Source organism: Actinomycetospora endophytica (assembly GCF_021026375.1).
Lineage (GTDB): Bacteria > Actinomycetota > Actinomycetes > Mycobacteriales > Pseudonocardiaceae > Actinomycetospora > Actinomycetospora endophytica.
Map to the genome: position 1 here is coordinate 308,359 of NZ_JAJNDB010000005.1, position 14,320 is coordinate 322,678.

Annotated in this window: 14 protein-coding genes; 3 read left to right on the top strand and 11 right to left on the bottom strand. The window is 71.2% G+C overall.

Annotated features, from left to right (window positions below):
• Positions 1 to 31: 31 nt before the first annotated feature.
• The 3 genes from LQ327_RS22440 to LQ327_RS22450 form a co-directional block, all read right to left on the bottom strand.
• On the bottom strand, positions 32 to 919 hold the full coding sequence (locus tag LQ327_RS22440; RefSeq protein WP_230737990.1) for a hypothetical protein: 888 nt from the start codon (positions 917 to 919) through the stop codon (positions 32 to 34).
• Positions 920 to 1,238: 319 nt separating this feature from the next.
• Entirely contained in the window at positions 1,239 to 1,559 is a 321-nt protein-coding gene (hepT, locus tag LQ327_RS22445) for a type VII toxin-antitoxin system HepT family RNase toxin (protein ID WP_308286362.1), read from the bottom strand.
• 96 nt (positions 1,560 to 1,655) lie between these two features.
• A complete protein-coding gene (locus LQ327_RS22450; RefSeq protein WP_230737991.1) occupies positions 1,656 to 1,853 on the bottom strand; it encodes a hypothetical protein in 198 nt (65 codons plus the stop codon).
• A gap of 372 nt (positions 1,854 to 2,225) precedes the next feature.
• Here LQ327_RS22450 and mntA point away from each other — a divergent pair, with 372 nt between their 5' ends.
• Positions 2,226 to 2,606 (top strand): type VII toxin-antitoxin system MntA family adenylyltransferase antitoxin, encoded by a 381-nt coding sequence (gene mntA / locus LQ327_RS22455; protein ID WP_230737992.1) that lies wholly within the window; start codon positions 2,226 to 2,228, stop codon positions 2,604 to 2,606.
• A 45-nt stretch (positions 2,607 to 2,651) separates the two neighbouring features.
• Here mntA and LQ327_RS22460 read toward each other — a convergent pair whose 3' ends face one another.
• Positions 2,652 to 3,524, bottom strand: coding sequence for a hypothetical protein (locus LQ327_RS22460; RefSeq protein ID WP_230737993.1), 873 nt, complete (start codon positions 3,522 to 3,524; stop codon positions 2,652 to 2,654).
• 181 nt (positions 3,525 to 3,705) lie between these two features.
• Positions 3,706 to 4,398 carry a hypothetical protein gene (locus LQ327_RS22465; protein ID WP_230737994.1) on the bottom strand — a complete coding sequence of 231 codons (693 nt, stop codon included), beginning with the start codon at positions 4,396 to 4,398 and terminating at the stop codon, positions 3,706 to 3,708.
• Positions 4,399 to 5,016: 618 nt separating this feature from the next.
• Between LQ327_RS22465 and LQ327_RS22470 the strand changes: the two genes are divergently transcribed.
• Positions 5,017 to 5,439 (top strand): hypothetical protein, encoded by a 423-nt coding sequence (locus tag LQ327_RS22470; protein ID WP_230737995.1) that lies wholly within the window; start codon positions 5,017 to 5,019, stop codon positions 5,437 to 5,439.
• A 24-nt stretch (positions 5,440 to 5,463) separates the two neighbouring features.
• On the opposite strand, the gene LQ327_RS22475 is transcribed toward LQ327_RS22470, so the two are convergent.
• The 6 genes from LQ327_RS22475 to LQ327_RS22500 all read right to left on the bottom strand — a co-directional run bounded on the left by LQ327_RS22475 (position 5,464) and on the right by LQ327_RS22500 (position 12,900).
• Positions 5,464 to 6,423 (bottom strand): protein phosphatase 2C domain-containing protein, encoded by a 960-nt coding sequence (locus tag LQ327_RS22475; protein WP_230737996.1) that lies wholly within the window; start codon positions 6,421 to 6,423, stop codon positions 5,464 to 5,466.
• Positions 6,423 to 7,166 carry a vWA domain-containing protein gene (locus LQ327_RS22480; RefSeq protein WP_230737997.1) on the bottom strand — a complete coding sequence of 248 codons (744 nt, stop codon included), beginning with the start codon at positions 7,164 to 7,166 and terminating at the stop codon, positions 6,423 to 6,425. Before LQ327_RS22480 ends, LQ327_RS22475 begins: the two co-directional genes overlap by 1 nt.
• A 35-nt stretch (positions 7,167 to 7,201) precedes the next feature.
• Positions 7,202 to 8,689 carry a DUF4407 domain-containing protein gene (locus LQ327_RS22485; RefSeq protein ID WP_230737998.1) on the bottom strand — a complete coding sequence of 496 codons (1,488 nt, stop codon included), beginning with the start codon at positions 8,687 to 8,689 and terminating at the stop codon, positions 7,202 to 7,204.
• Positions 8,686 to 10,086, bottom strand: coding sequence for a protein kinase family protein (locus tag LQ327_RS22490; RefSeq protein ID WP_230737999.1), 1,401 nt, complete (start codon positions 10,084 to 10,086; stop codon positions 8,686 to 8,688). Before LQ327_RS22490 ends, LQ327_RS22485 begins: the two co-directional genes overlap by 4 nt.
• A gap of 240 nt (positions 10,087 to 10,326) precedes the next feature.
• Entirely contained in the window at positions 10,327 to 11,808 is a 1,482-nt protein-coding gene (locus LQ327_RS22495) for an HNH endonuclease signature motif containing protein (RefSeq protein WP_230738000.1), read from the bottom strand.
• A gap of 162 nt (positions 11,809 to 11,970) precedes the next feature.
• Positions 11,971 to 12,900, bottom strand: coding sequence for an AraC-like ligand-binding domain-containing protein (locus tag LQ327_RS22500; protein ID WP_230738001.1), 930 nt, complete (start codon positions 12,898 to 12,900; stop codon positions 11,971 to 11,973).
• 187 nt (positions 12,901 to 13,087) lie between these two features.
• On the opposite strand from LQ327_RS22500, the gene LQ327_RS22505 reads away from it, so the two are divergent.
• The gene (locus LQ327_RS22505) at positions 13,088 to 14,272 is read left to right on the top strand and encodes an acyl-CoA dehydrogenase family protein (protein ID WP_230738002.1); all 1,185 of its coding nucleotides are present in this window, start codon (positions 13,088 to 13,090) and stop codon (positions 14,270 to 14,272) included.
• The last annotated feature ends 48 nt before the right edge of the window (positions 14,273 to 14,320 follow it).

The following is a 14,320-nucleotide window of genomic DNA, read 5'->3' on the forward strand; positions in this document are numbered from 1 at the left end:
AGTACGGCACCTAGTCGGAAGCCGAGTAATGTCACTCGTTCAGCCCCTCCATGGATGCACCCTGTTGATGCCCCGTCGGTCGTGCGGCGCGACGCCACATGTGTTCGAACTGGTCAACCCAGTAGGCGAACCAGCGATCGCTGACATCCCGCGTTAGTTCGATATGCATGCGTCCGACAGTGGCCTCGTTGTGGAAACCGTGGAACTCGACGATCACGGAGCCACCAGCCTGACTTGGGTTCGTGACGAGCAGGCTGAAGCCGGGGTTGTAGCCAAGCACCCGGTACTCGAAAGAACCAGCCACCGGCCAGCTGGCCATCGTCCGCAACTGCTCCATCGTCGCGTCGATGCCGGGACCGAGCCGTTGTGTCGGGTAGTCCAGTTCGTCGTCGAGGTGATGACCGGTCTGATCGACTGCTTCCACACAAGTCGGGTCAAGCAGGACAACGCGAACGATCCCGCGAGGACGAGCCAGCACCTCGCGGCGCAGCAGGTCGGCATTCGCGGCGGACAGGAGATTTACCCCAGACGGTGCGAAGATACATACTTCGCGTGCGCTCTTCCACCGCTCGCTGAGTGGATGCCGGTCGAAACCCGATCTGTCCTCGGCGATCTGATCGAATGTCGGCGCCCGGCCAGGCGACACTGAACGCAAGATCAGCACTGTCAAGGCCGCCAGGACTGTAGCCTCCTGCGCCTCCGTCGGCACGGACCCGCCCAAGATGTGCACGACCACAAGCGCAGCTGCGACTCCCGCGACCAGGTACGCCTCGATGTGACGTAGCGCGAGAATGTCGGACAGAACTCTCCGCGTTCGCCGGAACATTCGATCGGCCCCCCTCGCGCCGACGGGTCTGCCGGCCCGGAAGAGGATCACCCCCCGCGCGGCATCATCACAAGCGTGTTCATGCAGGAACATCCGAACCGCGGCAAGGAAGCTCAGTGGCCTGGACCTGCTGACTTGGGCCACCGCCGCCGCACAACTGCTCGAGACCGACGCCGTCGACGTCGCGCGGCCGCCCCGCTGCGGTTCCGCGCCGCCCGCGACGGCATCGCCCAGGTGGGGAAGCAAGGGCTCAGTACCACGGCCGAGCTGTCCGCGGCGGCGCGCAACGAGGAGCTCTTCGACCTCGGCGGGAACGACGGGTCGCGCTGAAGAGCATCGCCGAGCGGAGGGGTTCCGAACGGCGTCCTGATGACGCCTGGCGCCCGTTCTCTCGACGTCGTGGTCCGCCGGGTCAGCGCGGCCGACGCTCCAGCTCCAGCCAGGTCGCGATCGCGGCGATGTAGGCCCGGAGGTCGGAGAGATCGTCCAGACGGGCCACGACGATCATGTCGTCGACGGAGACATATTCGTGGACGAGGACGTTGCGGAACCCGACCGCCGCAGCCATGCGCCCGGCAAGATCGGCTTCGAGGACCCGGTGGCGCCCCAGGACCTGGATCGCGTCAGCGTTGGTCGACGGCGGACCCCACCCTGCGTCGCGCAGAAATGCTGAGCGACGTCCACTGCAGCCTCGATCGCGGTGACGAAAGTGTATTTCACCGCGCGCAGCCAGGAGGGATCGCTACGACGAGCGGCGTCGGCCGAGGACTCGTCGCGCAGATACGCGAGATCGTCCGACAGCGACCGCAAGAGCCTTTCGACCCGCGCCTCATCGACCACGGCGCACGGCCTCGAGGAACTCACGTCGGCTGCGCTCGATTCGGGGCAGCTCGTCGAGATAAATCTTGCGCGTGGTCGCGACCCACCGCACCCGAGCGACCGGATCGTCATCGAAGAGCAGCTCGCCCCGGATCGCGACCCGGCCCGCCAACTCGAGCGGAGCATCGTCGAGCACGAGCAGGTCCACCCCCGGCGGCGTCTCGACCTCGAATGCCGGTGGCGCTGACTCCCCCCACCAGGCTGCGACGTCGAGATCCGAGTCCGGACGAGGTCGTCCTCCCGCGCGGCTCCCATGGACGAAGCCGAAGCGCGCACCGGCCGCACGCAGCGCGGCCGCCGCGGCGGCCCGGTGCTCGTCCGGCATGTCCGCCACTATCGCAGAGCTGGCGCGTCCAGTGCACACACGCAGTGCAGCGTCGCGGCTGATCGTGTCGTACCGCGCCTGAAGCGAGTACGCGTCGCATCCTTGGCTTGAAAGTGGGTTTCGGCGGGCTCTCGCCCCGGGAGTCGCGACGCGTCGGACATCGAGAGTCCCGCGATGAGTCGGTACCGTCCGTTCGTGGACAACGGCAGCCTCGCGGCGGCGCTCGACGAGCACCCGGCCGCCGCCGGCCTCGACCTGCTCGTGCTCCACGGGTCACGCGCCCGCGGCGACGCCGGCCCCACCTCGGACTGGGACCTCGGCTACCTCGGCGACGCCGACCCCGCGGCCCTGATCGCCGCGGCCGCGCAACTGCTCGCGACCGATGCCGTCGACGTCGTCGACCTCGCCCGGGCCGGCGCCGTGCTGCGGTTCCGCGCCGCCCGCGACGGCATCGCCCTCATCGAACGCTCCGACGAGGCGTTCCTGCGCTTCCGCATCGAGGCAATCATCTTCTGGTGCGACGCCGGCCCGGTGATCAGGGCCGCCCATGCTGACGTGCTGGCCGATCTCGGATAAGCGGCCTGGACCACCCGCGTCCACGTCGTCGATGTCGACCGCCCGTTAGCAGGTGAGCTGCACTCCCTGTCCCGGAGGATAGAACTGCAGTTGCAGCGAATCGCTTCGCGCCACGACGAACGCCGGACCCGAATCATGACTCCACGTCGCCGGTAGCAGCAGGTAGTAGTTCCCCGACTGGAGCACGTACTTCAGCCCCGTATACCGGAACCTGAAGCTGGACTCTGGGTTGATGCCAGGGTCCGAGCAGACCGTTTCGGTGATCCCCGGGGCCTGCATCCCCAACCGCCCTCGACTGAGGAGAACGAGATCCGGCGAGGCGCCGAGGTCGCTCTCGATCTGTTCCGCTCGGCCGGTGCCGACGCCGATGGCGTAGCTGTTGATGGCCCAGAAGAGTCCGACGCTGACCAGCACGAAGCCGACGACGTACTCGGCTCCGCGAGTGGTCGGGCTCGAGGCGGGGCCTTCGAGCGACGGTCCGGTTCGGCGACCCCAGGACCGCAACGCCCAGAGCAACGCCAACGACCCGGCACACAGCATCAGCCCGCCCAGTTCCGGAGCGGAGTCGGCCGCGATCGAGCCCCAGGCGATCAAGAGGGAGACCACGAGCATCCCGAGCCCGACGACGGTGAGAACCGGGATCAGCACGGCCCCGACCGGATCGCGGACCGTGGGCGGTAGAAGCAGGTAGCCCCGCCGGAGCACCAGAGACACGAGCACCAAGGAGGCGGCGAACGTCAGCGGCACGAAGAGCCCGTCAGCGCTGCGGACCAGGTAGTCCTGAGTCGTGAAGTCGAAGACGGTGAAGCTGACCCCGAAGTAACGGGTCAACGCCTGGGCGTGGAGCCGGCCGAAATAGAACAGGAGCGCCGTGATCACCGTCGTCGGGGCGATCACGGCCGCGAACGTCTGCGCCACCTTGGCGGCCGTCAACGATGACGACGAGCTGCCATGGTCGCCCGTGTTCGGTTTCCACCCGTTCGACTGTGCACGGTTCGGCGGCGGCTGGGCGCTCGCGCGCCTCAGTGTGCGCCGTACTCCGGACGCAGCCGAGTGCACGGGCTTCTCGGCCCGACCGGGACCCATGGAACGCCGGCTCCTAGCTCGTCGGCGGCGTCGTGGACGTAGTTGTCGTGGTAGTCGGTGGAGGCACCTCCGCCGTCGAGGTCACGGGTGCCGGTGGCTTCTTCGGCGTGGAGGTCTTGGTCGGCGTGGAGGTCTTGGTCGGCGTCGGTTTCGCGCCCGGCGCCAGCTCGGCCGCGGACTGCGCCTCCTCCGAGTTCGTGGCGGCCGAGTTGCACTTGTCCGGATTCGACGAATCGGGATGGCTCTGACATCTCGCCACGATCTGCTTGTTGGCATCAGCGAACATCGTCGCCTGCTGATCCTTGTCCAGCGGCTTGGTGATGACGATCTTGATCGTCGTTCCTTCTTGCAGCTTGCAACCGTCCTCGTACTCCAAGTCACACGGGACGAGCTTGCCCGTCTTGTCGTATTTCATCGCGGGCGGGGAGTACTCGATGTCGTGAAGGAACCGACACGTGGTATCCGCAGAACCCCCACCGCTGAGGTACGGACAATCGGAGAACTTGTCCAGGCTTTTCAGAGGACCGAGCGAAGCACCGTCCTGCGCAACGACCCGTATCGTGCACTTCCCGGTGGAACATTGACCCAGTGCGGCTTGGTAGACGCCATCCGGGGTCGTCTCGAACCGATCATTCGCGTCGATGGCATCCAGGTCCCACTTCGCCCCTTGCCTCGGCGTCGACCCCTGCCCGGGCGCCCCCGGCACTCCGGGTCTCCCGCCGGGCTGAGCAGGCGAACTCGGCTGACCGGGCGTGCCCGGTCGACCGGGCACACCGGGCGCACCGGGCGCACCGGGCGCACCGGGCGCCGCGGGGTGACCACCCGCGGCGGGCGGGCCGCTTCCACCCGGCGTCCCGGGCTGGCCCGGCGAGCCAGGCTGGCCGCCGCCACCAGAGGTGCCGTTCGCCCCAGGCGAGCCAGATCCCCCGGGCTGACCAGGCGAGCCCGAGCCGCCCGGCTGAATTCCCGGCTTTGCTTGCCCGTCGGCCTGCGCTGTCGATGCGCCTCCTACCGGCTGCGCAGATGGCTGGGCCTGACCGCAGGCAACGGCGACAACGAGACACGGCAGCGCGATCAGACACAAGCCGGCCCGTTGATACGGCCACTGACGAAATCCGCTCCACACCCTGTCCCCCAGCGGGGACCCAGCGACGAGTTCGAGACACCTGGTCGACACCCCGCGCACCAGTGTCGAGAACTCGGACCGTCGTGAGGAAGTACGCAATCGTACGTAGCTCGAATGGACCCGTCGATCTCTCTGTGCTTCCCTGTCGATGAGGCGTCGGCCGGGAACTGGCCTCGCCCACCTCGGAAGGGAATCGCCGTGGTGAATCCAGCCGGATCTCCGCCGACCTTCTCCTCGTTCCGGAACACGAGCGTCGCCGGCTACACGGGCGGCTTCATCGAGCTCGACCTGGGGAGCCTGCCCGCCGGAGACTATTCGGTCCTCGTGACGGTCGAGGGCTCGGTCGCGTCCGGGACATCTCCCGCCGAGACCCGTGACCTGTTCTGTGTGCTCGACTCCGTCCCCGCGAGCCCCCTCGACCAGGCCACGCAGACGACCTTCCCGCCGCTCGACTCGAACGGGAACGCCTTCACCGTGATGCCCATGCTGGGCACCTTGTCGACGCCCGACGTCGTCTCGCTGCGCCTGCGCTGCGAGGTAGCGCCGACGACCAACCCGGTCGACGTCCAGCTCACCTCGAGGACGGTCGCGACGGCGACCGCGCCGATCACCCAGGTGTGACCACGGATCCGGGTCACGCCGCCATCAGCCCAACCAGACAGCCACCGCCGTCCGGTCGTCGTCGAACGTCTTGCGGGCGAAGTCGACCTGGGCACCGAACGCCGTCACCGACGGCGGCGTCGCCCAGACCTCGGAGAGGAACCGGCCGAAGTCGCCGTCGCCGTCGCCGAGCGGATCACTGACGCCGTCGGTCATCAGGACCAGCAGGTCGCCCGCCGCCACCCGGTACGACTCGGACTCGAACGACGTCACCTGCGGCAGCGCAGCCGTGGCCGAGGACGCGATCACCTCGGAGTCGTTCTTGAGCCCGTGAAGGCTCCGCCACCCACCCGCCGCGCCGTGCACCCACGCCGACGAGTCGCCGACCCGCACCACCTCGACGCGGTAGGACCCGTCGTCGGGACGCAGGTCGACGACGGCGAGGACCAGGGTCGTCGCAAGCGCCTCGCCGAACGCACCCTCCGACCAGTCATCCACCGAGACCCGCCGCCGGCGCAGCACCGCACGACCCCGCTGCACGACCAGATCGCTCAGCGTCTTCAGCACGTGCTCCCATGGGAGTTCCGACACCTCGCACTGCCCGAGCCAGTCCCCCACGATCTCGCACCCGAACCGCGCCGCCACCCCGGCGGCCTCGTGCGACAGCGACCCGGCCGACACCCCGTCGGCGACGGCGACGACCAGGTAGCGGTCGTCGGCGGTCTGCCGGAAGCAGTACTCGTCCTGGCGGACGACGCCGTCTTGCCGGTGGCGCAGCCCCCGGACGCTCGCGCCGCGGACGTGGGTCCACGGGGCCTCGTCGTCGGGGCGCACGACGGCGCCGTCGAGCACCGTCCCGTGGTGGTCCGGGGCGTCGCGCGCGAGCCGCTCCACCACCGCCGTCGCGGCGCGTCCCGGGTCGCCGACGACGTACGGCGTGACGGTCCCGGACCAGGACGCCGTCAGCTCCTGGGTGTCCGCGTCGAGCATCGTCGGGAGGTCCATCACATGAAGATGTCGTCGTCGGCGGTGTAGGCGTCGACCCCGACCGGCAGGAGCGCCTTCTCCGGAAGGACCAGGCCGGTGCCGCCCTGGGTCATGCTCTGGCCGGAGGCGACGACGCTCGACACCAGGATCTCGGCGATCGCGCTGATCGCCCGGGCCGCGTCGCCGCCCTGCTCCATGAGATACATCTGCATCCGCTTGGCGCCCTCGGCCGGGTGGATGAGCTCGCGCAGCACAGCCGGGTCGGCCTGGCCCACGCCGCACGGGATGATGTTCGGGTAGGTCCGGAATCCCTGCTGGGTCTGCTTGTCCCAGTGGGTGAGGTCGGCGAATGCGTCACGCCACACGGTCGGCTTGTCGGTGGGCAGGCCGTCGGTCAGGAAGAACACGGCCGGCCGGAAGACCGCGAAGCCGTCCGCCTTGAGCTGCTTGATGTCGCTCTCGATCTCGCTGCGCAGCAGCCAGAACGCGCTCGCGTAGGAGGTCCGGCCGCGGACCTTCATCGTCGGGAGGTCGACGGCCTCGTCGAGCGGGTCGCACAGCGGCATGCGCACCTGCGCGTCGTCACTGAAGTCGATCACCGAGAAGCGGACCTTGTCGGCGAGGATCGGGTTCTCGGCGAGGGTGTCGCGGATGGTCGGCATGATCTGGTTCGCCGCGTCGAGCTTGTCGCCGCGCATCGAGAGCGACACGTCGAGGACCAGGTAGAAGGGCAGCAGCTGAGCGCCCTGCGGGTGCGTCATGGTGGTTCGGGCTCCGATGATCGTGGTCGGGTGGGTCAGGGGACGACGACGGGTGTGCCGTGGGCGGGCGTCGCGGTCGGCGACGGCTGCTGGATCGGGATCTCGATCGTGGTGAGGGCCGACAGCGGGATCGGCATCGTGATCTCGGAGTCGTCGGCGCGCTGGGCGTCGACGACGAGCGACTGCTCCTCCGGGGCCGGATCGAGCGGGAACCGGGTGCCGCCCTGGGCGGCGAACCAGCTCCGCAGCTGGTCGTCGGAGCGGGCGAGGGCCACCTGGGCCCACACGTCCACGGCGCGGCGGCTCACCGCGCGGTGGGTCTCGAGGACGTGGGCGGTGGCCTCCTTGCCGGCCTCGATCATGCGGTCGGCGCGGTGGGCCTCGATCTCGTCCCGGACCCGACGACGGGTCTCGACCTCACGACGCCGTTCGTCCTCGTCACCCTCGAGCACCTCGAGGTTCTCCCGCTCGAGCAGCGTCTCGTAGGTGTTCTTCTTCGAGAGCAGCGCGAGCGACTTGACGATGACCGGCAGCAGTTCGAGCAGCAGGAACAGCGCGAACACCATGATGTGCGCGAACTGCATCATCGAGTTGCCCGCGGAGAGCCGACCCAGCGCCTGGAGCCGGGCCAGCAGTCCCCCGCCGTGCTCGGCGGCGGTCGCCGCTGAGGACTCGTACTGGCTCTGCTCGGCGTTCATCGCGTCGAGCCGGGACTGGGCGGTGGCGAGCCCGGCCTTCGCCTGCTCCTGGATCTGCGGGCCGGCCGTGTCGATCCGCTGCTGGGCGTTCTTCGTGGCCGTGTCGAGGGCCGCCTGGGCGGCGTCGCGCTCCCCCTTCTTCTGGTCGGCGAACGCCTGCTTCTGCTTCTGGAGCGCCCCGATCCCCGGGACGCCGGAGGCGCCCGGACAGGTCCCCTGCGTCTCGCAGATCGCCGCCTGCTCGGCCGTCTCGTAGGCGGCGTTCGCCTTGTCGTACGCCTGCTGCTTGTTCACGACGTCGGGGTCGGAGGCCGCCGTCTCCTTCTCCTGGCCGGAGGCGACCGCCTGCAGATGGGCGACCTGCGCCTCGAGCGGAGCGCGCTGGGCGAAGGTCTTGTCGATCTCGGCCTGCTGCGCCTGGCGCTGCTCGTTCTGCATGACGACGAGCTCGTTGTCGATCTCCGGCTTGAAGATCTGCAGCACCATCGGCGTCGAGATGACGGTGCCGATGACGGCGGCCAGGGCCACGCGGGCGACGACGCCCCCGACCAGCGCCGGCCACCCGCCGTCGCGGTGCATGCTCACGACGAGCATGCGGTCCAGGTTGAGGATGACGACGCCCCACCCGACGGCGACGATCGCCCCCACCCAGGCGGGGAACCCGGCCGCCGACGTCAGCGCGAAGAACGCCGAGGCGGCCCCGACGAGCGCCGTCGAGAGGATGACGCCACCCATCGTGGCGTACTTCGGGATGTCCGAGCGCGACTGCGCGAGCACGTCGGTTCGCGCGCCGGCGAGGCGGGCGAGAGCCAGGGAGACATTCATCGGCGGGCCTCGCGTCGGGTCGGCGTGCCCTGCGGCACGGCAGTGGGGTCGACGAGCCACCAGGGCACGTCGGGGAGTCGGGGGGTCGATCCGGCGACGGGACCGGCGCCGTCGTCGGGAGCCGGCCAGAACGGCGGGACCGGCGGGAACGCGGTCAGCGTCGAGCCGTAGACCGCGGGCGGGAGGTTCAGCGGCGGCGGGACGGGAGCGGCCGGGAGCCCCTCCCGGGGCAGGCTCGGCATCGGGACGGGGAGGTCCGCCGTCGGGTGGGGCGAGAGGACGACGACGGCGCCTGCCGCGGTGTCCTGCTCTCCCGCGGCGTTCGACGCGCGCAGCCGCAGCACACCCGACGTCGTCGGGCTCACCTCGCGGCGCCCCCGCCCGGCCGGCGCGCTGACGGAGCCGAGCGTGCGGCCGTGCGAGGTCACGGTGACCTCGCCGGGCTCGTCGAGCCGCCAGAGGACGGTGGTCGTGTCCCCCGGAGCGACGACGGTGACCGAGAGCCCGCAGCCCAGGAACCGCGGCGGCACGACCGGGTCGCCCAGGAGCCGCGAGAGGTGGACGTACCACTCGGCGGCGCGGGGCCGGCGCTGCGGATCGGTGTGCAGCGAGCGGCGCAGCAGGTCGAAGCCGTCGGCGTCGAGCTCGTTGATCGCCCAGGACGGGTCGCGGTTGTAGGAGCCAGGCGCGACCGGCGTCAGCGCCCGGAGCACGAAGAGCCCGAGCTTGTAGGCGTCCGACGCGGTCGTCGCCGGCCCGCCCTCCGGCGGGTTCCAGTCGGGGCTGTGGAGGGTCGTCGTTCCGGAGCCGGACGGTCGGGCGGCGTCGCAGTCGATGAGCAGGATGCGCGGGTGCTCCTCGAGGCGGACGAGCACGTTCTTGGCGCTCAGGTCGCCGTAGGCCAGGCCCATCCGGTCGTGGAGCAGCATCAGCGCCGCGGCGAGGTCCCGACAGACGACGAGCCGGGCGTCGCGGTTCGGCACGGCCGTCGCGCCGAGGACGCGGGTGCCGTGCGGCTCGGGGACCATCAGGCCCTGCGCCTCGCGGGGTCCGGTCTTGGTCGTGCCGGTCCCCGGCACGGTCATCGTGCGGATGTAGGCCGGGCCGATGCGCGGCAGCACGACGCCGTGGAGGACGCCGGCGTCGACGACGCGGCGCAGCGGCCAGGTGGTCAGCGAGTCCAGGCGGGAGCGGTCGGAGCCGCTGAGGGCGAGGCGGGCGGCGACGACGTCGTGGGCGGTGTCGGCAAGCCCGGGCGCTCGGTAGCGCTTGTAGACGAGCTCCGCGTCGGTCTCGGCGAGCTGCAGGTTCGCCGCCTCGTGGACGACGGCCTCGCCGCCGAACCCGAGCATCAGGCCGAGGGGTTCCAGGTCGACGGGCGTGAGGTCGGCCGTCACGGGCGGCCGCCGGCCGGGGCGGCGTGGAGCCGCGCGGCACTGTGGATCATGGAGTCCCCCGAGCAAGAGTTGACCACCGGTGTGGCAGCCGTGGAGATCTCGTTGGACCACTCGGCGGTGTTACTGGGCGTCAACGCTCGTCCGTTGCGTTGACCCGGTTGAGCTAATCGGCCAACGCCGCGCACGGGAGGGCTCCGACTCGGAGTGAGCCGCCTGCGCCAGGCTCGGCGATCGCCGGTGTCAGAACGTCCCGGGTCCGCCGGGTCGGGCTTGTCGTGCGGGGTCGAGCCAGGCCGGCGGGATGAACCATGGCCGCCCGTCGCGCATCTCGATCTGCCATTCGCCGTGATGGACCAGGCGGTGATGGAACGGACACAACAGGCACAGATTGCTCAGGCAGGTCTCGCCGTCGTCGATCCAGTGTTCGATGTGGTGGCCGTCGCAGCGTTCGGGGCGGCGGGTGCAGCCCGGGAAGGCGCATCCCTGGTCGCGGAACACCAGCGCCCGCCGAATGGCCTCGGGAATCTTGTAGGAAAGCCGGCCGACGTCGAGGGGCTCCGAGCGGGTGCCGAGCACCATCGGCACGATCCCGACGTCGCAGGCCAGCCGGCGGGCCTCGGCCGGGCCGATCCGCTCGTCCGGGCCGACCAGCGCGTGCCCGATCCCGTCGCGCAGCCACGAGAGCGGCATGGTCACCGTCAACAGCGCCCGGCCCGATGCCCGCGGCCCGGCGAGCGCCGGCGGGATGTCGCCACTCGCGGCTTCGGGCTCGACTGACTCATCGTCGTCGGCGGGCCCGTTCCCCGGCTCGACGTCGGCGCCGGCCTCGTCCTCCGGCCCGGTGTCGGCGGCGTCGCGGGTCTGCTGGTCGTGCTGTTCCCGGCGGGCCACATCGTCGGGGTGGAGTTGCTCCGGAAGCAGGTGCTTCGGGTCGCCGTCGCCCGGCTCGGTCGGCCCCGTCGTCTCGGCCGGATCCGCCCGGTCCTGCGGTGCGACGTTCGCACCGATCCGGCCGGGGGCCATCGCCAGACCGCACAGCTCCAGCAACGTCGCCGCGTAGCGGGCCTCGAGGTCGCGTTCGTCCTCGGCGCCGGCCCGCCCGGACAGCGTGTCGAACGCCGCGAGGATCAGCTGGATGTCGGCCCGTCCGGTGAACCGACCCCGCAGCGCCAGCGACCCGTCGGCGCGCCGCACGATCCGCAGCTCGTCGGTGGGTTCCGGGCCCTCCTCGGGCGCGACCCCGTCGGGGTCCAACGCCGAGATCAGCTGCGCGGCCACCCGCGCCAGGCCCTTCGGAGCCAGCGTCGCGGCCTTCTCGGCCAGGAACTGTTCGGCCTCGCCCAGCGCGGCCGGGTCGATCCCGCCGACCTTCTCCAGGTAGCGCATCGCCTCGTCGATCACCCGCACGTGACCGCGGTCCAGCCCGCCCGCCGCGGCCACCGGCGCGGTCGCGGACAACCGCGGCTCGACCGTCGAACCGCTCGGCGTGACCTGATCGCACAGGGCGCGGGCGTGGCGCACCAGCCGGCGCGCTTCCCCCAGATCGACCCGCCACAGATCCTGCAGCAGCCGCTCGGTCGACGTGTAGCCCGACATCTCCGCAGCCCCGGTCGCCTCCAGCCCGGCGACCTCGGACACCACGGCATGCTCGGCGCGCCGGGCGGCCACCATGACCTCCTGGGCACGGTGCATCACCACCTCGTCCACCACCGGCCTGCTCATGGTGACGACTGTAGACGCAACCCCTGACAGTCACGTCTGACCAGCGAGAACGAGCGCACACCGCGTGGATCCCGGTCCTTCGATGAGGGTCCGGCGAGGCGATCACGCCCTCCGTGCCGAGCCTCATCTGGTTCTGGGGCCTCGGCTCGCTCACCGTGGTGATCAGGCGCCGCGCAGCACGGACCGCCGGTACGCCACGGGCGTCCGACCGGTCGCAGTCTTCACCAGCTGCCCGAAGCGGGTCGCGTTCGGGAAGCCCCAGCGGAGCGCGATCGCCGAGACCGGCATGCTCGCCCGTCCCGGGTCGGCGAGGTCGTCCAGGCAGCGGTGCAGACGGCGTTCCCGGATCGTCCTGGCGACGGAGCGCCCGTCCTCGGCGAAGACGGCGTGCAGGTGGCGGGTGGAGACGAACAGCGCGGCGGCCACCGAGCGCGGTGACAGATCCGGCTCGGCGAGGTGCTCGTCGATGTGCCGATCGATGCGGTCCCGGAGCTCGGCGTGCGGCTCCGGGGGGTCGAGCAGGCCGCGGCGCGCGAGCTCGTCGTCGAACAGGGTGCGGGCGAGCTCGGTGGCGTGCCGGGCGGTGGTGAGCACCGCGTCGGGCCGCGAGCCGGTCCCGAGTGCCTCGTGCAGCCCGGTGAGTAGGCCCGCGAGCGCCGGGGTGAGGCCGTGGGCGGCGGGCAACGTCGTCGCGGTGAGGTCGCCGGCCCGGCGGCCCGCACCCGCCGTCGGGAACCGGAAGCACAGGCTGCGGTAGTCCTCGCCGCTGGTGATCTCGATGGGGCGGGTCGAGTCGTAGAAGACCATGTCGCCGGGGGCGACCCGCCCGAGCCGGCCGTCCTGCCGGAACGCGGCGGTCCCCGCGAGCTGCACGGACAGGAGGTAGTCCGCGGGACCCGGGTCGATGTGCTCGGCCGTGCGGATCGCCCGGTGCGGTCGGGAGGTCATCGCGATCAGCGAGGTCTCCCCCAGCCGCCGACGGGTCACGCTGCCCCGGAAGCCCTGGGGACGGGGACAGTCGACGTCGAACCGCAGGAGCGCCTCACGGACCGCACCCCGCCAGGCACCGAGGTCCCGGACTTCCTCGTCCACCGGCACACCTCCTCCCCGACACGCGCGGCTGTGCAGGGGGCGGAGATGTCCGTGCACCCTACCGAGAGAGACGAGACGCGGACCACACCTAGCGTGACGGGATGAGCACCGTCGTGACATCCCGGCCGTGGGAGTCGGTGGGTCCCGACGACGGGTCGGCGCACGCCGTGGGAGCCAGGGAGACGACATGACCGAGCAGCTCACCCGGGGCGCCCTGCGACCCGGTGACGACGTCGACGACATGATGGCCCGCCTCGAGGCGCTCGACCCGCTGCTCCGCGCGGAGGCGGAGGGCTCCGAGGCCGGCGGGCGGCTGACCCCGCGCGTCGTGGAGGCCCTGGGCGCGAGCGGGGTCTGGGCGGTCGGGACGCCGCGAGAGCTGGGGGGCGGCGAGTTCACGCCGCGCCAGCAGATCGCGGCGGTCGAGACGCTCGCCCGCGCGGACGCGTCGACGGCGTGGGTGGTCATGGCCGTCGAGATGATCACCGGGGCGACGGCGGCCTACCTGGGCGAGTCCGCCTGGCGGTCGCTGACCGCGCCCTACGACGGCGAGGTGCGCGCGGCCGGGCAGGGCACGAAGCCGGGCCGGGCGGTCGCCGTCGAGGGTGGATACCTGTTGTCGGGCTCCTGGCAGTTCGCGTCCGGCCTGCACCACGCGACCCACGTGCACACCGCCGCGCTCGACGAGCAGGCCGGCGAAATGCTGGTGTTCACGCTGCCCAAGGAGCAGGCGACGCTCGTGGACAACTGGGACGTCATGGGCCTGCGCGCCACCGGCAGCATCGACTACCACCTCGACGAGCTGTTCGTCCCGGCCGAGTACGTCTACTCCGGCCCGACGACGGAGCCGCTCGTCGGCGGCGGCCTCTACCGGCTCGGCGTGGCCAACCTGGCCGGGATCGGGCACACCGGGTGGGCTCTCGGCGTCGCGCGCCGGCTGCTCGACGAGATGCAGGCGATCGCCACGGCGAAGAGCGGCACGCCCGGCGCCGGGGTCGACACGGCCGAGTTCCACGCCGACTACGCCCGCGCCGAGGCGTCGCTGCGCTCGGCCCGCGCCTGGAACATGGAGGTCTGGGCCGACAACGAGGCGATGCTCGACCGCGGCGAGACCCTCTCGACCGACCAGGAGACCCTCACCCGGCTCGCGCTGAACACCGCCACCTGGACCGCGCACGAGATCGGCCAGACCGTCTACCGCTGGGCCGGCACCGCCGCCCTGCGCGAGGGCCCGCTCAACCGCGTGTTCCGGGACCTGCACGGCGGCACCCAGCACATCACCTCCGGGGCCGGGGTCCTGCACGGGTGCGGACGACGGCTGGCGGGGCTGGCTCCGGACGCGCGGTGGGTGTTCCTCAGTCTCGTCGACTGAGGAACACCCCTGCAACGGCTCGCCGGCGTGTTCGTCGTGGGGGACCCC

What these genes read in the sequence shown, in the direction of transcription:
- LQ327_RS22440 (WP_230737990.1), bottom strand. Translation starts at nt 919, where the DNA reads ATGTTCCTGCATGAACACGCTTGTGATGATGCCGCGCGGGGGGTGATC.
- LQ327_RS22475 (WP_230737996.1), bottom strand. Translation starts at nt 6,423, where the DNA reads ATGGACCTCCCGACGATGCTCGACGCGGACACCCAGGAGCTGACGGCG.
- LQ327_RS22480 (WP_230737997.1), bottom strand. Translation starts at nt 7,166, where the DNA reads ATGACGCACCCGCAGGGCGCTCAGCTGCTGCCCTTCTACCTGGTCCTC.
- LQ327_RS22485 (WP_230737998.1), bottom strand. Translation starts at nt 8,689, where the DNA reads ATGAATGTCTCCCTGGCTCTCGCCCGCCTCGCCGGCGCGCGAACCGAC.
- LQ327_RS22495 (WP_230738000.1), bottom strand. Translation starts at nt 11,808, where the DNA reads ATGAGCAGGCCGGTGGTGGACGAGGTGGTGATGCACCGTGCCCAGGAG.
- LQ327_RS22505 (WP_230738002.1), top strand. Translation starts at nt 13,088, where the DNA reads ATGACCGAGCAGCTCACCCGGGGCGCCCTGCGACCCGGTGACGACGTC.